Origin of the sequence: Ligilactobacillus salivarius (genome assembly GCF_035231985.1) — a bacterium.
Classification (GTDB): domain Bacteria; phylum Bacillota; class Bacilli; order Lactobacillales; family Lactobacillaceae; genus Ligilactobacillus; species Ligilactobacillus salivarius.
In genome coordinates, this window is the sequence record NZ_CP117983.1 from 1,623,506 (window position 1) to 1,639,083 (window position 15,578).

At 32.5% G+C, this 15,578-nt stretch carries 13 protein-coding genes; 4 read left to right on the forward strand and 9 right to left on the reverse strand.

Annotated elements, in window-relative coordinates; translation table 11 throughout:
• Positions 1-475 precede the first annotated feature (475 nt).
• The 3 genes from PTA89_RS07960 to coaA all read right to left on the reverse strand — a co-directional run bounded on the left by PTA89_RS07960 (position 476) and on the right by coaA (position 4,663).
• A complete protein-coding gene (locus PTA89_RS07960) occupies positions 476-1,432 on the reverse strand; it encodes a glycoside hydrolase family 3 N-terminal domain-containing protein (RefSeq protein WP_324177177.1) in 957 nt (318 codons plus the stop codon).
• A gap of 657 nt (positions 1,433-2,089) precedes the next feature.
• Positions 2,090-3,631: a glutamine-hydrolyzing GMP synthase gene (gene guaA, locus PTA89_RS07965; protein WP_324177465.1), complete on the reverse strand. Its 1,542-nt coding sequence runs from the start codon at positions 3,629-3,631 to the stop codon at positions 2,090-2,092.
• A gap of 111 nt (positions 3,632-3,742) precedes the next feature.
• Positions 3,743-4,663 carry a type I pantothenate kinase gene (coaA, locus tag PTA89_RS07970; RefSeq protein WP_324177178.1) on the reverse strand — a complete coding sequence of 307 codons (921 nt, stop codon included), beginning with the start codon at positions 4,661-4,663 and terminating at the stop codon, positions 3,743-3,745.
• A gap of 118 nt (positions 4,664-4,781) precedes the next feature.
• Between coaA and PTA89_RS07975 the strand changes: the two genes are divergently transcribed.
• On the forward strand, positions 4,782-5,378 hold the full coding sequence (locus PTA89_RS07975) for a GDSL-type esterase/lipase family protein (RefSeq protein ID WP_324177179.1): 597 nt from the start codon (positions 4,782-4,784) through the stop codon (positions 5,376-5,378).
• Positions 5,379-5,453: 75 nt separating this feature from the next.
• Here PTA89_RS07975 and PTA89_RS07980 read toward each other — a convergent pair whose 3' ends face one another.
• The 3 genes from PTA89_RS07980 to yjeM all read right to left on the reverse strand — a co-directional run bounded on the left by PTA89_RS07980 (position 5,454) and on the right by yjeM (position 9,401).
• Entirely contained in the window at positions 5,454-6,194 is a 741-nt protein-coding gene (locus PTA89_RS07980; protein ID WP_003705436.1) for an amino acid ABC transporter ATP-binding protein, read from the reverse strand.
• Positions 6,187-7,686 carry an ABC transporter substrate-binding protein/permease gene (locus PTA89_RS07985; protein ID WP_324177180.1) on the reverse strand — a complete coding sequence of 500 codons (1,500 nt, stop codon included), beginning with the start codon at positions 7,684-7,686 and terminating at the stop codon, positions 6,187-6,189. Before PTA89_RS07985 ends, PTA89_RS07980 begins: the two co-directional genes overlap by 8 nt.
• Positions 7,687-7,910: 224 nt before the next feature.
• The gene (gene yjeM, locus PTA89_RS07990; protein ID WP_081541036.1) at positions 7,911-9,401 is read right to left on the reverse strand and encodes a glutamate/gamma-aminobutyrate family transporter YjeM; all 1,491 of its coding nucleotides are present in this window, start codon (positions 9,399-9,401) and stop codon (positions 7,911-7,913) included.
• Between the two features lie 282 nt (positions 9,402-9,683).
• Here yjeM and PTA89_RS07995 point away from each other — a divergent pair, with 282 nt between their 5' ends.
• Positions 9,684-10,007, forward strand: coding sequence for a MazG-like family protein (locus PTA89_RS07995; protein WP_324177181.1), 324 nt, complete (start codon positions 9,684-9,686; stop codon positions 10,005-10,007).
• Between the two features lie 140 nt (positions 10,008-10,147).
• On the opposite strand, the gene PTA89_RS08000 is transcribed toward PTA89_RS07995, so the two are convergent.
• Positions 10,148-11,365, reverse strand: a complete 1,218-nt coding sequence (locus PTA89_RS08000; RefSeq protein WP_324177182.1) for a transposase — start codon at positions 11,363-11,365, stop codon at positions 10,148-10,150.
• A gap of 158 nt (positions 11,366-11,523) precedes the next feature.
• Between PTA89_RS08000 and PTA89_RS08005 the strand changes: the two genes are divergently transcribed.
• Positions 11,524-12,696 carry an MFS transporter gene (locus PTA89_RS08005; protein ID WP_324177183.1) on the forward strand — a complete coding sequence of 391 codons (1,173 nt, stop codon included), beginning with the start codon at positions 11,524-11,526 and terminating at the stop codon, positions 12,694-12,696.
• A gap of 67 nt (positions 12,697-12,763) precedes the next feature.
• Here PTA89_RS08005 and PTA89_RS08010 read toward each other — a convergent pair whose 3' ends face one another.
• Both PTA89_RS08010 and PTA89_RS08015 read right to left on the reverse strand, forming a co-directional pair.
• Positions 12,764-13,762 carry a glycosyltransferase family 2 protein gene (locus tag PTA89_RS08010; protein ID WP_324177184.1) on the reverse strand — a complete coding sequence of 333 codons (999 nt, stop codon included), beginning with the start codon at positions 13,760-13,762 and terminating at the stop codon, positions 12,764-12,766.
• Positions 13,763-13,844: 82 nt separating this feature from the next.
• On the reverse strand, positions 13,845-14,657 hold the full coding sequence (locus PTA89_RS08015; RefSeq protein WP_324177185.1) for a DUF4422 domain-containing protein: 813 nt from the start codon (positions 14,655-14,657) through the stop codon (positions 13,845-13,847).
• 232 nt (positions 14,658-14,889) lie between these two features.
• Here PTA89_RS08015 and PTA89_RS08020 point away from each other — a divergent pair, with 232 nt between their 5' ends.
• Entirely contained in the window at positions 14,890-15,546 is a 657-nt protein-coding gene (locus PTA89_RS08020; RefSeq protein ID WP_081538306.1) for a CPBP family intramembrane glutamic endopeptidase, read from the forward strand.
• The last annotated feature ends 32 nt before the right edge of the window (positions 15,547-15,578 follow it).

Below are 15,578 nucleotides of genomic sequence, written 5' to 3' on the forward strand. Positions count from 1 at the left end.
AAATAAAAGAGAGAATAAACATCTTTCTAACCAAAGAAAGAATACCATATCTCATAAATTACAGTATTAAATTTTAATCATCATATCTATGTTCCCATTCTGGACTGGAACCTGTTTTACCAATGGATTTTACCTTATATTCTCCATCTTCTTTTTCAATTTGAGTACCGAATTATTGCACTTTACACTAGAAAGAATACTACAAATACATTGAAATTTACTGGATTGCTTATACTAGATGAAATTATCCCAGTATGTTTCCATGGAGTAACCAGCCAATTCCAATAATTCGTAAATACTTCTTTCATCTTACTATCTAGAGTCTATTTGTATCTGTTAATATTTTTCCTTACTAATTGATATCCACCAAATATACAAAATTTTGCGTCTTCTTTTATGATGAACCACAATTTGAACACTCGTTTTCCCTAATAGAAACATGTCTGCATTATACTATCATTTATAAAAATTTAATTTACTTCAAAATATTCAATTTGGCTTTTAGTTTCAATATTCTTTTCACTGAATTGTCGATTTGTTTTTGTGATATATCTCCACACTTTATCGCATCTTTAATAGCCGGTATTCCATTTTCATAATCATTACTTAATAACATATCATTTCCTGCTTCAATCGCCATCGCATCTATATTCGTGTTTTGTTTCTGCGCAAAGCTAGTCAATGCTCCCATTCCCATATCATCCGTAATAATAACACCTTTAAACCTCAATTCTTTTCTTAAAATTTTATGTATTGGTTTTGATACAGAAGCTGGTCTACTCGCATCCAAACTATTAACAACGACATGACCTACTAGTACTGAATCGGCTTTGACCCTTATCCCAGCTTTAAATGGCAAAAAATCATTTTTCTTAACTTCTGCTTCACTACGTTCATCACTTGCAAAGTCTGTGTGGGTATCTCCAGATGAGCCATATCCTGGAAAATGTTTCAATGTTGCAGCCACTTGTTGCTTTTGAATTGCTGGTACAACTTTTGATACATATTGTGCTGTCAACTGATAATTTTGCCCTAGTGTTCTATCATATATAAAGCTATTTGAATTATTAGAAACATCAGCAACTGGTGCAAAGTTCCAATTAATACCTAAACTTCGCAAAGTTTTAGCCACACTACCATATTCTTTTACCGTTCCAGTTATTCCTGATTGTTTATATATCTCTTGTGGTGAAGGAAAACTTCTTCCATTTGTTAATTGTGGACTTGTACTTAATCTAGACACAGTCCCACCTTCTTGATTAGTAGCGATAAATAATCCGTACTTACTAGAGTTTTGAAATTTTACATCTTTCTGTTTCATTGAATCTACATTCTGATTACTAAAATCTTCTCCAAATAGAACAATTCCCCCTAAATTATATTTTTTTATATCATTTGTCGTCTTACTAGCATCGCCAGAACTAGGACTCATATACAATTACCCTATCTTTTCATCTAATGTCATTCCATTTATAATTTTCTGAATTTTTTTATCAGAAATATTTTTAGCGAGTACCTTATCTTGAAAAGACATTATACACGACAAACATATCGTAACTACTAACAAAAATTTTTTCACGTAAATTCTCCTTTTACATCGACAACTAAAAATAATAGTAACACAAGATTATATATACTAAACAAAATATGTATCTTAAATAACATCTTTATAAAAAAATGCCAATGTTATCCGATTTTGCCAATCTAGACACAGGACCAATTTTCTAATTTATGCAAATTTAGCGCTTACTTGCATAAATTTTTATATTTCTTCGGTGTCTAAATACGCAAATAACTAAAACAAGCCTATTATCACTTTATGGTTGTGATAATAGACTTTACCTTAATTACTTGCACTTTATAATTTGACATTCCTATTTTTTGATATACGAATTAGCACCTATTTATATATTATTTTTAGTTAATAATAAATAAAAAACCAGTAGCTTTTTACACTACTGGCAAATTAATTCTGGCAGACTTTTGGCAAACTCTTGGTAAACAACTACGTTTTTATACCTTTTTTTGTAGATCTACCTTTTTTAAAAGCTTGATTTATAGGCTTTCCTCACCAAGTTATATATATTCATTATTCCCATTCAATAGTTGCAGGTGGCTTAGAAGTAATGTCATACACTACGCGATTAACGTGATCTACTTCGTTCACAATACGTACTGAAATTTCTTGCAATACATCCCATGGAATTTGTGCAAAGTCAGCGGTCATACCGTCGATAGAAGTTACTGCACGAATACCAACTGTGTAGTCATAAGTACGACCATCACCCATAACACCAACAGAACGAATACCTGGTAATACTGTAAAGTATTGCCAAATTTCCTTATCTAAACCATGCTTTGCGATTTCTTCACGTAAGATAAGATCAGAGTCACGTACAATTTCAAGTTTTTCTTCTGTAATTTCACCAATTACACGAATACCTAAACCTGGACCTGGGAATGGTTGGCGCCATACTAATTCATGTGGCATTCCAAGCTTTTCACCAAGTTCACGAACTTCGTCCTTAAATAAAGTATTCAATGGTTCGATTAATTTGAATTGAACATCTTCTGGTAATCCCCCAACGTTGTGGTGAGACTTGATTGTTTGAGCAGTATCTGTACCAGATTCAATAATATCTGTATACAAAGTACCTTGTGCCAAGAATTCAATTCCTTCTAGTTTAGCAGCTTCATCATCGAAAACACGAATGAATTCATTACCGATAATCTTACGTTTCTTTTCAGGATCAGATACACCTGCTAATTTGTTCAAGAAACGTTCTTTAGCATCAACTTTGATAATGTTCAAGCCAAACTTGCCACCCAAGCTATCCATAACTTGTTCAGCTTCGCCTTTACGTAACAAACCGTGGTCAACAAAAATGCTTGTTAATTGATTACCAATAGCTTTATGCAGTAATACACCTACAACGGATGAATCCACCCCACCAGATAATCCAAGTAAGACTTTCTTATCGCCAACAGTTTCGCGAATCTTTTGAATTTGCATATCGATAAAGTCGTCCATAGACCAGTTGCTACGAGCTTGACAAACGTCGAAAGCAAAATGACGTAAAATATCGTTACCATATTCTGTGTTACGTACTTCTGTATGGAATTGTAAACCGTAGAATTTCTTAGCATCATTAGCCATTGCAGAAATTGGGCAGTTATCACTTGTTGCTGTAACTTCAAAACCTTCTGGAACTTGTGTTACTAAGTCACCGTGACTCATCCATACTGTTTGAGTTTCTGGTAAGTCTTTGAACATTACATTTTCTTGATTCTTAACTGTAATAATAGCCTTACCATATTCCTTGTTATCAGCACTTTCTACCTTACCACCTGGTAAATTGTGTGCCATTAATTGCATACCATAACAGATACCTAAAATAGGAATACCTAGTTCAAAAATTTCAGGATCAATTTGGAAAGCACCATCATCATAAACACTGTTAGGACCGCCAGAGAAAATAATTCCTTTTGGATTCATTTCTTTAATTTGAGCGGCTGTAAGCTTATGTGATAGTAATTCAGAGTAAACACCGAATTCACGAATACGACGTGTAATCAATTGGTTATATTGACTACCAAAGTCTAAAACGATAATTTTATCAAATGTTTGCATATCAACATTAGCCAAGTCTTTCACCTCATCTTAAATTTCATTATGCTTTGTACCTATTATACATAGTTAGCAATAGTTGAGCAATATTTTAAACCATAACTCATCACTGACTTAGTATTTTCTCAAAAATAACTCATTTATTGCATGATTTTTAGTTTTATGCATAATTAAGTCTGCACGATTACGCGTTGGTAGGATAAATTCATGTAAATTTTTAAGATTTATCGTCTTCCAAATATTTTTAGCCATTTCAATTGCTTGTTTTCGATCACCAATCGCATAAGGATAATAATAATTTGTAGGATCCTTGAAGGCTGTATCTAGTAAAGTTTCAAATCTCTCCAGATACCATTCTTCAATCAAATTTTCTTCAGCGTCTACATATATTGAAAAATCAAAAAAATCACTCACATAAATTTGTTGGTTGGTTGGCAATTGTAAAACATTAATCCCCTCAACGATTAAAATATCTGGACTCTCCACTGTTTCATATTGTCCTTTTACAATATCATAGACTTTATGTGAATATACTGGTGCTTTGGCAGGTAAATTATTCTTAACATCATTTACGAAACGCAATAATCTTCTCATATCATAACTTTCTGGAAATCCTTTTCTTTCCATTAAGTTACGTCTCTTCAATTCTTGATTAGGATATAAGAAACCATCCGTTGTAATAAGCTGGACTTTCTTATCTGGATAGACTTCACTTAATAGGCTTTGTAATAAGCGAGCAGTTGTGCTCTTACCTACCGCAACTGATCCTGCTATTCCTAGAATAAATGGTACCTTTTGTGCTTTTACACCTAGAAACTCAGACTGGCTGTCTTGTAACTCTTGATGTGAGTCTAAGTGTATTCTCAGAAGATGCACCAGTGGCATATAAATATCTTGTACATCTTTCAAGGAAATTTGGTCATTTAAAGATTTTAAATTCAATAATTCTTCTTCGGTTAATGGAACAATATATTCCTGATAAAAATTACTCCATTCATTTCGTTCTATTTTATAATAATTTAATCTATTTTCCATATTTTTTCTCACAATTGTATATTATTTAACTTTTTCATTATATCATATTATTTTATAATTATATTGCGCTTTCAAAGAGCTAATAACAAATAAATTTAAAGGTGGTAATTAGTTATCTATGACAAATTTAGTTTTATTTGGGGATAGTATTACAGCTGGTATGACTGATGGCTATCCTTCTCCAATATTTTCTAACGAAATTAGAAAATATTTCCCAAATATTGTAATTTTAAACCGTGGTGTCCCTGGAGATCGTACTGACTTGGCTCTTTCTCGTATCCAAGCTGATGTCATTCAAAGTAGTCCTGATATTGTTACTATTTTCTTTGGTACAAATGATGTAACAGATGAGGGTCCAGATTATCAAACTTTTATCGCTAATATTAAAGAAATGATTACTTTAATTGGAACTCAAAAATGTATTCTCATCACTCCTGGGATTACTGGACCTAGCTTACAAGACTTTTATCCTAATCAGAAGTTATCCCAGTATGCTCAAGGACTTGTAACATTAGCTGAAGAACTTAACGTTGCTTGTCATGATTGGCACAGTGTCGCTACTGAATATGAAGCTGGTGAGTTACTACAAGCTGACGATATTCACTACTCTAAAAAAGCTTACGAACTATTAGTTCAAGGTTTGGCTCCTTTAATCGAAGCTAAAGATAAAATCAGTACAGAAAACAAAGAAAAAGATTTATTAGATAAACAATAATAGTACGCAAATAGCACTTACTCAAAACAACCGAGTAAGTGCTATTTCTATAAACTACCTTTTTATTTTCTTATCTTATAAAATCTTAGCTAAGAAATCCTTAGCACGTTCAGAAGTTGGATGTTCGAAAACTTCTTCTGGTGTTCCTACTTCTTGTACGTATCCATCTGCCATAAACCAGATTTGGTCGGCAACTTCTTTAGCAAAGCCCATTTCGTGTGTTACAACTACCATAGTCATTCCTGAATCAGCCAAGTCACGCATAACCTTCAATACTTCCCCTACCATTTCTGGGTCTAACGCACTTGTTGGTTCATCAAATAGCATTACTTCTGGATCCATCGCTAAAGCACGAGCAATCGCTACACGTTGCTTTTGACCACCAGATAAACTATCTGGGAATTGATTTGCTTTATCAGCTAATCCAACTTTAGCTAATAATTCTTTTGCTGTCTTTTCTGCTTGTACTTCATCAACATTCTTGACTTTCATTGGAGCTAACTTGATATTTTCCAATACACTCATATTAGGAAATAGGTTAAAGCCTTGAAAAACCATGCCCATTTTTTCACGTAAAGTATCTAATTCCTTCTCAGAAATATGAGTTAAATCTTTTCCTTCAAAAATTACTTTCCCACCTGTTGGACGTTCCAACACATTCAAGCATCTTAAAAAGGTACTCTTACCAGAACCAGAAGGACCGATTACACAAATAACCTGACCTTGTTCTACTGATTCAGAAATATCTTTAAGAACGAGATTATCTCCAAACTTCTTTTGAAGATTTTGTACTTCAATCATCTTTTTGTTACTCATGTTTCATCTTCCCTTCAAAGTAATTCAAGCCTTTAGATAATGTAAAGGTTAGTACAAAGTAGATAACCATTGTGATAGCCAATGGAGCTACACCTTTATAAGTAGCAGATTGAACTAACTGTGTTTGATACATCAAGTCACCTACACCGATAACTGATACAATTGAACTTTCCTTGATCAAGGTAATAAATTCATTACCTAAAGCTGGCCAAATATTCTTAATTGCTTGTGGAATAACAACATATTGGTATGTTTGCTTTTGACTCATACCTAAACTTCTTGCGGCTTCAGTTTGACCAATTGCGATTGATTCAATACCTGAACGAATAACTTCAGCTACATAAGCACCGGAGTTTAGAGATACAGCGATAATACCAGCTGCCAAAGCAGGTAATGATTGAATAACTGCACCAATTCCGAAGTATACAAACATTACTTGTACCATTAATGGAGTACCACGAATAAATTCAATGTATGCAACTGCTAAACCGTGTAGAAGCTTGTTGTGACCTAAACGCATTAAAGCAAGAATGATACCTAAAACAAAACCAATTAATACAGATACAACTGTGATAATTAATGTATATTCAATACCTTTTGCGAAGTATGTCCAGTAACTAGCCATTGTGTTGTGCTTGCTAGATTGCTTCATATATTTAGCAGCTTCTGGAACGTATTCTTTGTCTAATAAATCTTGTTTCTTAATATCAGCAATTGTCTTGTTAGCAGCTTGAGTTAAAGCTGTTGCTCCTTTAGGGAATGCCATCGCAGCCCCTGTTTCGTTAACATCAACACTTACTTTAGAGTTAAATGTATATAAGTTAGGGTTGTTTTGTACGTAAGCCTTAGCTGTTAGTTCTTCCATCAATACCCCAGATACCTTACCAGATTGTAAAGCAATGATTAAGTTATTTAACTTAGCTAAACCTTTAACTGTTGCTCCAGGGAATTGTTGCTTAATCAAATTGTATTCCAAAGTACCATTTTGAGCACCAACTGTTTGACCCTTAAAGCTTTCCTTAGATGTATATTTACTCTTATCTTTCTTGTTGATAACAATGTACTTACCACCAGAGTAGTAAATGTTAGAGAAATCAACACTCTTACGACGTTCTTCAGTTGGGTTCATCGCAGAAATGATTGTATCGATCTTACCTGTTTCAAGCGCAACTAATAAGGAATCGAAGTTCATATTCTTAATAACTAACTTAACGCCTAAATCTTTAGCAAATTTTTTAGCAATTTGAATATCAATTCCGACATATTCAGTCTTGCCATCTTGCTTAGTAGTAAATTCGTAAGGTGGATAATCGGCACTTAAACCAACTACCAATGTTCCCTTTTCTTTTACCTTTTTCAATGAATCATCTGTTGTCTTAGCTGTATCAGCGGAAGAACTACTAGAAGTTGTATCAGCAGTAATCGCAGCAAATGGTGTAACTACCATCATGAGTACAGCTAAAAGCATTAATATCTTCTTAAAAATTTTCATACTCATAATCTCCCTCGTTAATATAATCTATAGTTTTCAAGTTGATATGATTAGTATACTTTCTATTGTTTATTTATGCAAGTATTTTTTGTAATTTTGTATATTTTATTCATAATTCATGTTTAAATTGCATTTAAAATGAATAAAATATATTTATGTAACAGTTTTCTATAAAATAAAAACACCAATGAGCTTATCTACAAAACTCATTGATGTCTCTTTAACTATTTTATTTTATGTTTCTTTGATGAAACTTGATAGAAGATGAATGCCACTAATCCGAAGAAGACCGGACCAGCAATTGTCCAGAAGGCTGTTTCAAAGTCACCATCCAAAATTGGTTGAACACAAGTAAAGATAATACCTGCTGATAAGATAATTTCAATAATAATTACTAATAAGTTAGTCCAGAATGGATTCTTAAAGGCTACAAATGAATGTTCAATCTTCTTTTTCTTAAAGAATGGGAATGCCCCAACTAAGAATAGATATGGGAAACTAGTAGATACATTTGCCATATCAGTTAAGATTAAATAGAATCTTTGAGCTGCAGATCCACCAAAGGCTACCAAAAAGATAATTACACAAACAATAATTGCTTGTAACCACATTGCATTAGCTGGCATATTGTGCTTGTTAAGGCGAGTTAATTTTTCAGGCCATAATCTCTTATCTGAACCTAAAATAAATGACTTGATTGGTGAATATAATAGGATAAACATAGCTCCTAAGAATCCTAGAACTTGTGTTAAAGCTACAAATCTTGTAATTAACATACCTGTTGTATGAGATGCAGCTGCTGACCAACCTAATGACTGTCCTAAATAAACACCTAATTGATTAAAGACAATATATGTAATATTTCCTAAGTTTACACCGTGTTTAGCAACAACAGAGTTATAGTTAACACTGAAACCAATCATAAAGATCATAATTACATATGCACCGATTGTAAATAAGCTAGCAATAATTAATCCACGTGGGAAAGTCTTTTCTGGCTTATCCATACTATCAGTTACACTACCTAAAGATTCCATACCACCATAAGCAAAAATTGCATAAACAACGAATGAAATAATAGCAATTGGTGTTTGGAATTGTGGATTAGGTGAAGTAATAAAATCTTTCATTCCATGGATAGGTTGAGCTAATTGACCATGATTAGCAAAAATAATGATTAAACTAGCAATTAAAAAGATAATATTAGTTACAACGGTAAAAATTCCACCTAGAGAACCAACTTTAGAAATTGAATCCATTCCTTGTGTGGTAAAGAATGTTGAAATTAAAATAAATAGAATTCCTAAAATACCAATAACTTCAGTGGATGACAAGCCTAACATTGACCAATGTTGTGTAGTATCTTTACCAAAAATCAATGCAGAGAATGTTATCCAGATACGTGAAGCTGTTGATACCATCCAGACAATCCAAGATGCTAACCAGATAAAGGTTCCAATGAAAGCTGCACGTTCTCCGATTGATTCAGCTAACCAGGAATAAATACCACCTTTAGCGTCTTTAAATGCAGAACCATATTCTGCCATCATTAAACCACAAGGGAAGAAGAAACATACCCCTGCTAAAATATACCAAATAATACTACCGTAACCCATTTGTGCATAAGCATTAGAAACATTACCAAAACCAAAGATAGCGGTAATGATCATCATGACTAAGCCAAATGTCGTGATTTTCTTTTTATTTTCTTCCAAAATCTCCACTCCATCTTATGTATATTTATTAACTACTAAAGTATATTCTCTTTTATGCAATTTGTATTAATTATGATAGATTTTTTATTGTTTTATAATAAAAATTCATTTTTATACCATAAATTTGAGTTTTAAAACATAATATTCATGGCATATTCGTATAATTTATGATTATTCATTGTTTTTTAATTGTAAAAAAATTCATCCTTTCTAAAATTCGTCTAACTTGAAAAATATACCTGTTTCCTGTATGTTTTATTATTATGAAGGAGTGAATATATTTTGGATATTAATGAACATCAACAATGGTTGGTTAAATTCTATGAAAAAAGAGATTGGTTTAAGTATCCACCTCAAGATCGAGTTAATTACATTACAGAAGAACTTGGAGAATTATCTCGTGCTGTTCGTACAATCGAAGTCGGACGTGATCATCCTGGCGAAAAAATCCTAAACCAAGCTGAAAAAGAAGATAATTTAAGAGAAGAAATGGCAGATGTTATTGATCAGGTATTGGTATTGGCTGCTAAATATGACATTAAACCTGATGAATTACTTGAATATAGCGAAAACAAATTAAAGAAACGTTTTGATATGGATGTTTAATATGTCAACTGCCCCAGTCTAAAGACTGAGGCTTGTAACTCACGACCTTACGGTCAGTGGTAATAACGCAACTTCGTTGCTCCCACACTATACGTGGCTACATCATTGGGTGGTTGACAGCACCCACTTAACTAACACGTTTACGCATTAGTTGTTAGTTCAAATTTAGGTTGTTCTTGTCCACTAATATACTGAGTTCCAAGTAATTGGATATTCATAGCGCCAATACGGTCATCATTAGAACAATAACCACAATTAGTACAGTGATACTCATGTTTTTCATGATGGCGATTATCTTTTTTGATAACTCCGCATTTAGGACAACGTTGAGATGTATATTTAGCAGAAACTTCAACAACTTCACTATTGTGTAAGTGTGCTTTATAAGTTAGAAATTGTTCTAATTGATAAAAAGCCCATGATTTATTTTGATTACGCAAAGCTTTAGGTAAGTCAGTACGTTCAAAAGAAACACCGTTAAGGTTTTCTAAGACAAACAAAGTATTAGCACCATATTTTTGAACAAGTGTCTTAGACAAGCAATGATTAACATCACTTATCCAACGGTTCTCTCGTCCAGATAATTTCTTTAAACGTCTTTTAGCTGACTTAGTTCCTTTAGCTTGCAAGGTGGTACGAAGTTTTTGATATTTAGCACGTTTACGCATAATTGCTTGGCCGTCAAAAAAGGCAGTCTTGCCTTGTTCATCATAACTAGTAGCTAAAAAGCGTAAACCACGGTCAAGACCGACAACGTGTTTTACGGTTTGTTTATTAAAATCAGCGACTTCTTTAGTGGCTGAAATATGTAAATACCATTTGCCACTGGATTTAAGTAATTTAGCTAAACCAAATTTCCAAGTACCGTCAAGGTACTGATTGAATCCACGACAAATAGGATCAACTTTGACACGACCATCAAGGGTGTTAATGGATAACTGACCGCTACTTAAATAAGACCAATCACGGTTACGTTGAAGGTCAACTTGTGGGCGATTAAAAGAAATTGGTTTATGTAACCAAGTCAAATCACGTACTTCACGGTACCACTCACCAGTATTTTTGTCTTGATATTTATAAGGTCTACGTGCCATTTGAGTTTTGACAGTTTTATAGCGTGCAATAACAGTTCTAATTACAGATTGAGCCATTTGTGATTTAAGACTAAATAGATTGCGCAACTTAGTATATAGTTCTTTATTTAATCTACTTTGTTTCATATCAAAATCATTATTAAAAATGTATTCAGATACATAATTACATGCTTGACGATATTGTTCCATTGTTTTAGAAAAACTCCAAGCTATTTCAGAGTTAGAAATCTTTAGTTTAGTCTTGATTGTAACTTGCATTTCCATTAGGTTCACCTCACTTTCTTCACTAACTATTATAACATAAATAGTTAGTGAAATATACCAAAGAGGAGGCAAGGGTAAAAAAGCAAGCTCTAACGAGCTTACAAGTGAGGGCTATCCCTCCAGTGGTTAAAACCACTGGTATCTCGCCCACTATGTCAATGAAGAAAAAAACTTTATTTTTTCTTGTCGCTTTATTTAATCTAGCAGCTAACTATGCCCATCCAGTTACACCTACATATTTTAAAATGCTTCATCTTGACAATTCTGTCTTTGGGACGGCTTTTGCTGTAATGTCCTTTGGTATCTTTATCGCCTCTCCATTTTGGAGTAAGATTGCTGGTTTAGTTAACTCTAAGTCTGTTATCGCAATTGGTTGTATCGGCTATGCCATTGCACAATTCTTATTTGCAGTTGGACATACAACAAGCCTGATCTTAATTGGCCGATTGCTTGCAGGACTAGCATGTGGTGCATTTTTCGTAGGTGTGCTTAACTATATTGTTAATCTATCCAGTGAAACAAATCGAGGAGCTAACCTAACTCTTAATGCTACTATTCAAACTGTTGCTAGTGCTTTAGGTTACTTCGTCGGTGGAATGCTTGGTGCATATAATGTTTATCTATCTTTTGCAGTTCAAGTTATTCAACTGACTTTAGTCGGAATATTATTCTATCTTTTACTTGAAAAAGATTCGCAAAACACTGATAGTTTGCAATTATCTCTTATATTGAAAGAATCAAATCCACTTAAACGCCTCGAAGACGGACGTTTATTTATGAATAAAGCTTTTGCCTTATTATTCTCTGTTTCTATCTTACTATATTTAGGATATACTGCCTTCGATCAAAGTTTTAACTACTATTTAAAGGATATTTTCAATCTTTCTAGTAGTTTTAATGGGATTTTCAAAGGAGCTATCGGTATTATTTCTTTGATTGTTAATACTTCAATTGGTTTGTATTTGATGAAAAATACTAAGATTAGTAAAAGTCTAATCTATGTACTATTAGGTGCTTCAACTTTAATGGTACTTATCTTATTTAGCCATCATCTAACAGCTTACGTTATCAGTAGTTGTATATTCTATGGTTTCTATGCTTTGAGTACTCCACTACTTCAAGATTTAATTACACAGGAAGCTCAGGTTGAGACACGTAACTTGGTATTAGGATTTTATCAATCAACACAATCATTAGGGCAAATATTAGGTGCTTACTTAGCGGGACTCATTTATAATTTAAGTCCACAAGCTCCATTCTCATTAGCTTTTCTCGCCCTACTAGGGGCATTTCTTTGTTCGATCTTTTATCGAAAAATGTATAGAATTTAACACAACCAAAAAAGCAATTTTGAAAGAGATTCGACTCAATCAAAATTGCTTTCTTGCTATATACGCTTTATTTTTCCTTCCTATAGTTACTCCAACTTCTCAACCTAAACATCAGTCTAGCCAGAGGTCGCATTCCCAGTTTAATGAAAAACACTGGTAAAAATCTTGGTGACATACAATTCTTTAATTTCATTTGCTTAATAGCTTCATTGATTGTTTTATTTCTTAATAATTCGTTAGATTTACGTATTTTAGAACTATAGTTACTATTATCACTATAGTTAAATATTTCTCTAACCATCATAATATTCATTTGAATTACTGCATATTGATAAAATGCTTGTTTCAATTCTGGAATATTATTAAAAATATCCTTTTGTACAACCTCTAAAGACTCCAAATATCCAGGAATCTTACTTTGCTTATTTTTTCCTCTCATTACTGAAACATTGTCGATTGAGTAATGATAAAAAATTGTGTTATCAGAGGTTATCTTCTTACATTTTTGCACATATCTTACCAAAAACTCACTATCTTCTGATAACTTTAAGTCTTCATTAAATCTTATATTGTTCTCATGTACTGTTTCAGTTCGATAGGCTTTTCCCCAAACCGTCATATATTTAGTTGGATTACTCAACATTACAGATAAAGCCTCGACATTAGTATTAGGTACTTCTGCTAATAATACTGGAGTATTACCATGTTCAAAGTTGAATATCACCAAATCACTATTACTTTGTGCAACTATATTTTTTAAATTTTTTAATGATCCTTCTACATAATAATCATCAGAATCTAAAAATAAGAGATATTCACCTTGTGCTTGATTAATTCCCTTATTTCTTGCGAAAGATACACCACCGATTGTACTAGTAAAATGGATGTTGCCGTTATCTTTCATAAAGTCATGAACTAATTCAACTGTTCCATCTTGAGAACCATCATCGACTATGATGATTTCATATTCTGATTTATCTAATTGTTTCGTAACACTTTCAATCGCCCTAATAATTGTCTTTTTCGAATTATACGTTGGTATTATAAACGAAAATGTGATACCCATATTTCCACATCCTATTCTTTTGCCTTGATAAAATAAAAAGCCAGCAAAATTTGCTAGCTCTTCTCCCCCTTATTAGTAACTCTTAAAAGCTATTTTCATATTTCTTATTAAAGAATTTAGCTTTTAAGAACGCTGTGCCTTTTTTCCACCAATTTACTCCCTCTACATATACAATTGGTAGCTCTTTAACACGCTTCTTATCAATAACACCATTTTCAAATTGTTTTTCTAGCCAAACGTTAAAGATAATTTCACTTACACGTCCATAGAAACGTTGTTGGAAAGCATCCAAGTTTTGCGTTCCTAGACGCTTTTCAAGTTCAAATAAGATATCAAATAACCATGTACAATAGGCGTCTAACAAATCTTTTCTCATAATAACCATATTAAACATATATCCTGAAGTCTTATTTATTACCTTCTCATATGTATCAGCATATTCTGGATATTTTTCCTTAATAATATCAAAAGTTACATCTAGCTGGTTAGAATAATGTGTATGTTCATAATGTGAATATAGAGTTTCAATATAATATCTTCTCTTTCTAGGTAATATCACATCATACTTATCTAGCATTGGTTCTAGTTCAGCTTTTGTAACAAGCCAATTAAGCCTATCTTTACCATGATGATAATTTTTCCCACCAAAATGACGTCTATAATGAGCTAAGCCAATATATTCAGCATCTACATGTTTCCAAGCCCAATATAGAGCTGTTAATTCACTATATCTATCATTTTTATCAGAAATATTATCTCCAACATTATCTTTTTGATATCCTAAGTCTTTATCTTTATTCAATTCGGCACCCACATGAATTGGTAAATACAAATCATCTGTAGGCATTTTATATTTCTTGTGAGTAGCAATTACTACTTCTACCTTTTTTTCCAAGAGATTTCTCCTCACTTAGATATACAAATAATATAAATAAAATTTCACTAAGAAATCTATTCTGTAATCAATTTCATAAAATTAATTACTACCTTCACTACTATATCATAATATTAGCAAATTGTATTTAAAAAATTTTGTCATGGGTATTATTCTTTAAACTTTATCAAAGGATATTTTACTAATCCATCCAAATCTAGTAAGATATATCTATACGAAAGTGAGGTATTTTATGCGAAATTTTTTATCATTAATTGGTAAGATATGTTTATTTATTATTTTTATCTTGCTATCACAATTACCATTATTACCACTCATTAGTGGTCAAATTGTTGCACGTTATCCAATGTGGATAATTGCACCACTTATTATTGTATGTTATTTAATACTAATTGGAATATTATTTTACACCGTTAAACGAACAACTGGTAAATCTCCATTTAAAAAAGTTACTGGAAAAAACATAAGATTCATTCTTGCAGCTTATGTTGTCATGATTCTCGCTAAGGGTATTCTATTGACTTTAATGACGAAGTTTTATCATCAAACAATTAGTGCTAATGATCAAGCTATCAATTCATTAGTTACTGATAAAACCTCCTTGTTAATGACTATATTAGTAATTGTACTTGTACCAATTACCGAAGAATTGCTTTATCGTGGTGTATTTACGAGTTTCTTCTTTAAAAACCAACCATTTTGGCAAGTTGCTATTAGTGGTGTCATCTTTGGTTTAATGCATTCTAGTACAAACTTCATCTCTGCTTTAATTTACGTTACAATGGGCTGGATTTTAGCTTATGTCTATGTACATACTAAAAATCTTTCTAACAGTTTAACCCTTCATATCTTAAATAACGCTCCATTTATTTCAGTGCTATTCAATTAAAAATGAGGCTGGGACTCAAATCCCAACCTCAT

Bases quoted from the DNA above. Each gene is read 5' to 3' on its own strand.
- PTA89_RS08020 (WP_081538306.1), top strand. From the start codon at position 14,890: ATGCGAAATTTTTTATCATTAATTGGTAAGATATGTTTATTTATTATT.
- PTA89_RS08000 (WP_324177182.1), bottom strand. From the start codon at position 11,365: ATGGAAATGCAAGTTACAATCAAGACTAAACTAAAGATTTCTAACTCT.
- coaA (WP_324177178.1), bottom strand. From the start codon at position 4,663: ATGGAAAATAGATTAAATTATTATAAAATAGAACGAAATGAATGGAGT.
- guaA (WP_324177465.1), bottom strand. From the start codon at position 3,631: ATGCAAACATTTGATAAAATTATCGTTTTAGACTTTGGTAGTCAATAT.
- PTA89_RS07985 (WP_324177180.1), bottom strand. From the start codon at position 7,686: ATGAAAATTTTTAAGAAGATATTAATGCTTTTAGCTGTACTCATGATG.
- PTA89_RS07975 (WP_324177179.1), top strand. From the start codon at position 4,782: ATGACAAATTTAGTTTTATTTGGGGATAGTATTACAGCTGGTATGACT.
- PTA89_RS08005 (WP_324177183.1), top strand. From the start codon at position 11,524: ATGAAGAAAAAAACTTTATTTTTTCTTGTCGCTTTATTTAATCTAGCA.
- PTA89_RS08010 (WP_324177184.1), bottom strand. From the start codon at position 13,762: ATGGGTATCACATTTTCGTTTATAATACCAACGTATAATTCGAAAAAG.
- PTA89_RS07960 (WP_324177177.1), bottom strand. From the start codon at position 1,432: ATGAGTCCTAGTTCTGGCGATGCTAGTAAGACGACAAATGATATAAAA.
- PTA89_RS07980 (WP_003705436.1), bottom strand. From the start codon at position 6,194: ATGAGTAACAAAAAGATGATTGAAGTACAAAATCTTCAAAAGAAGTTT.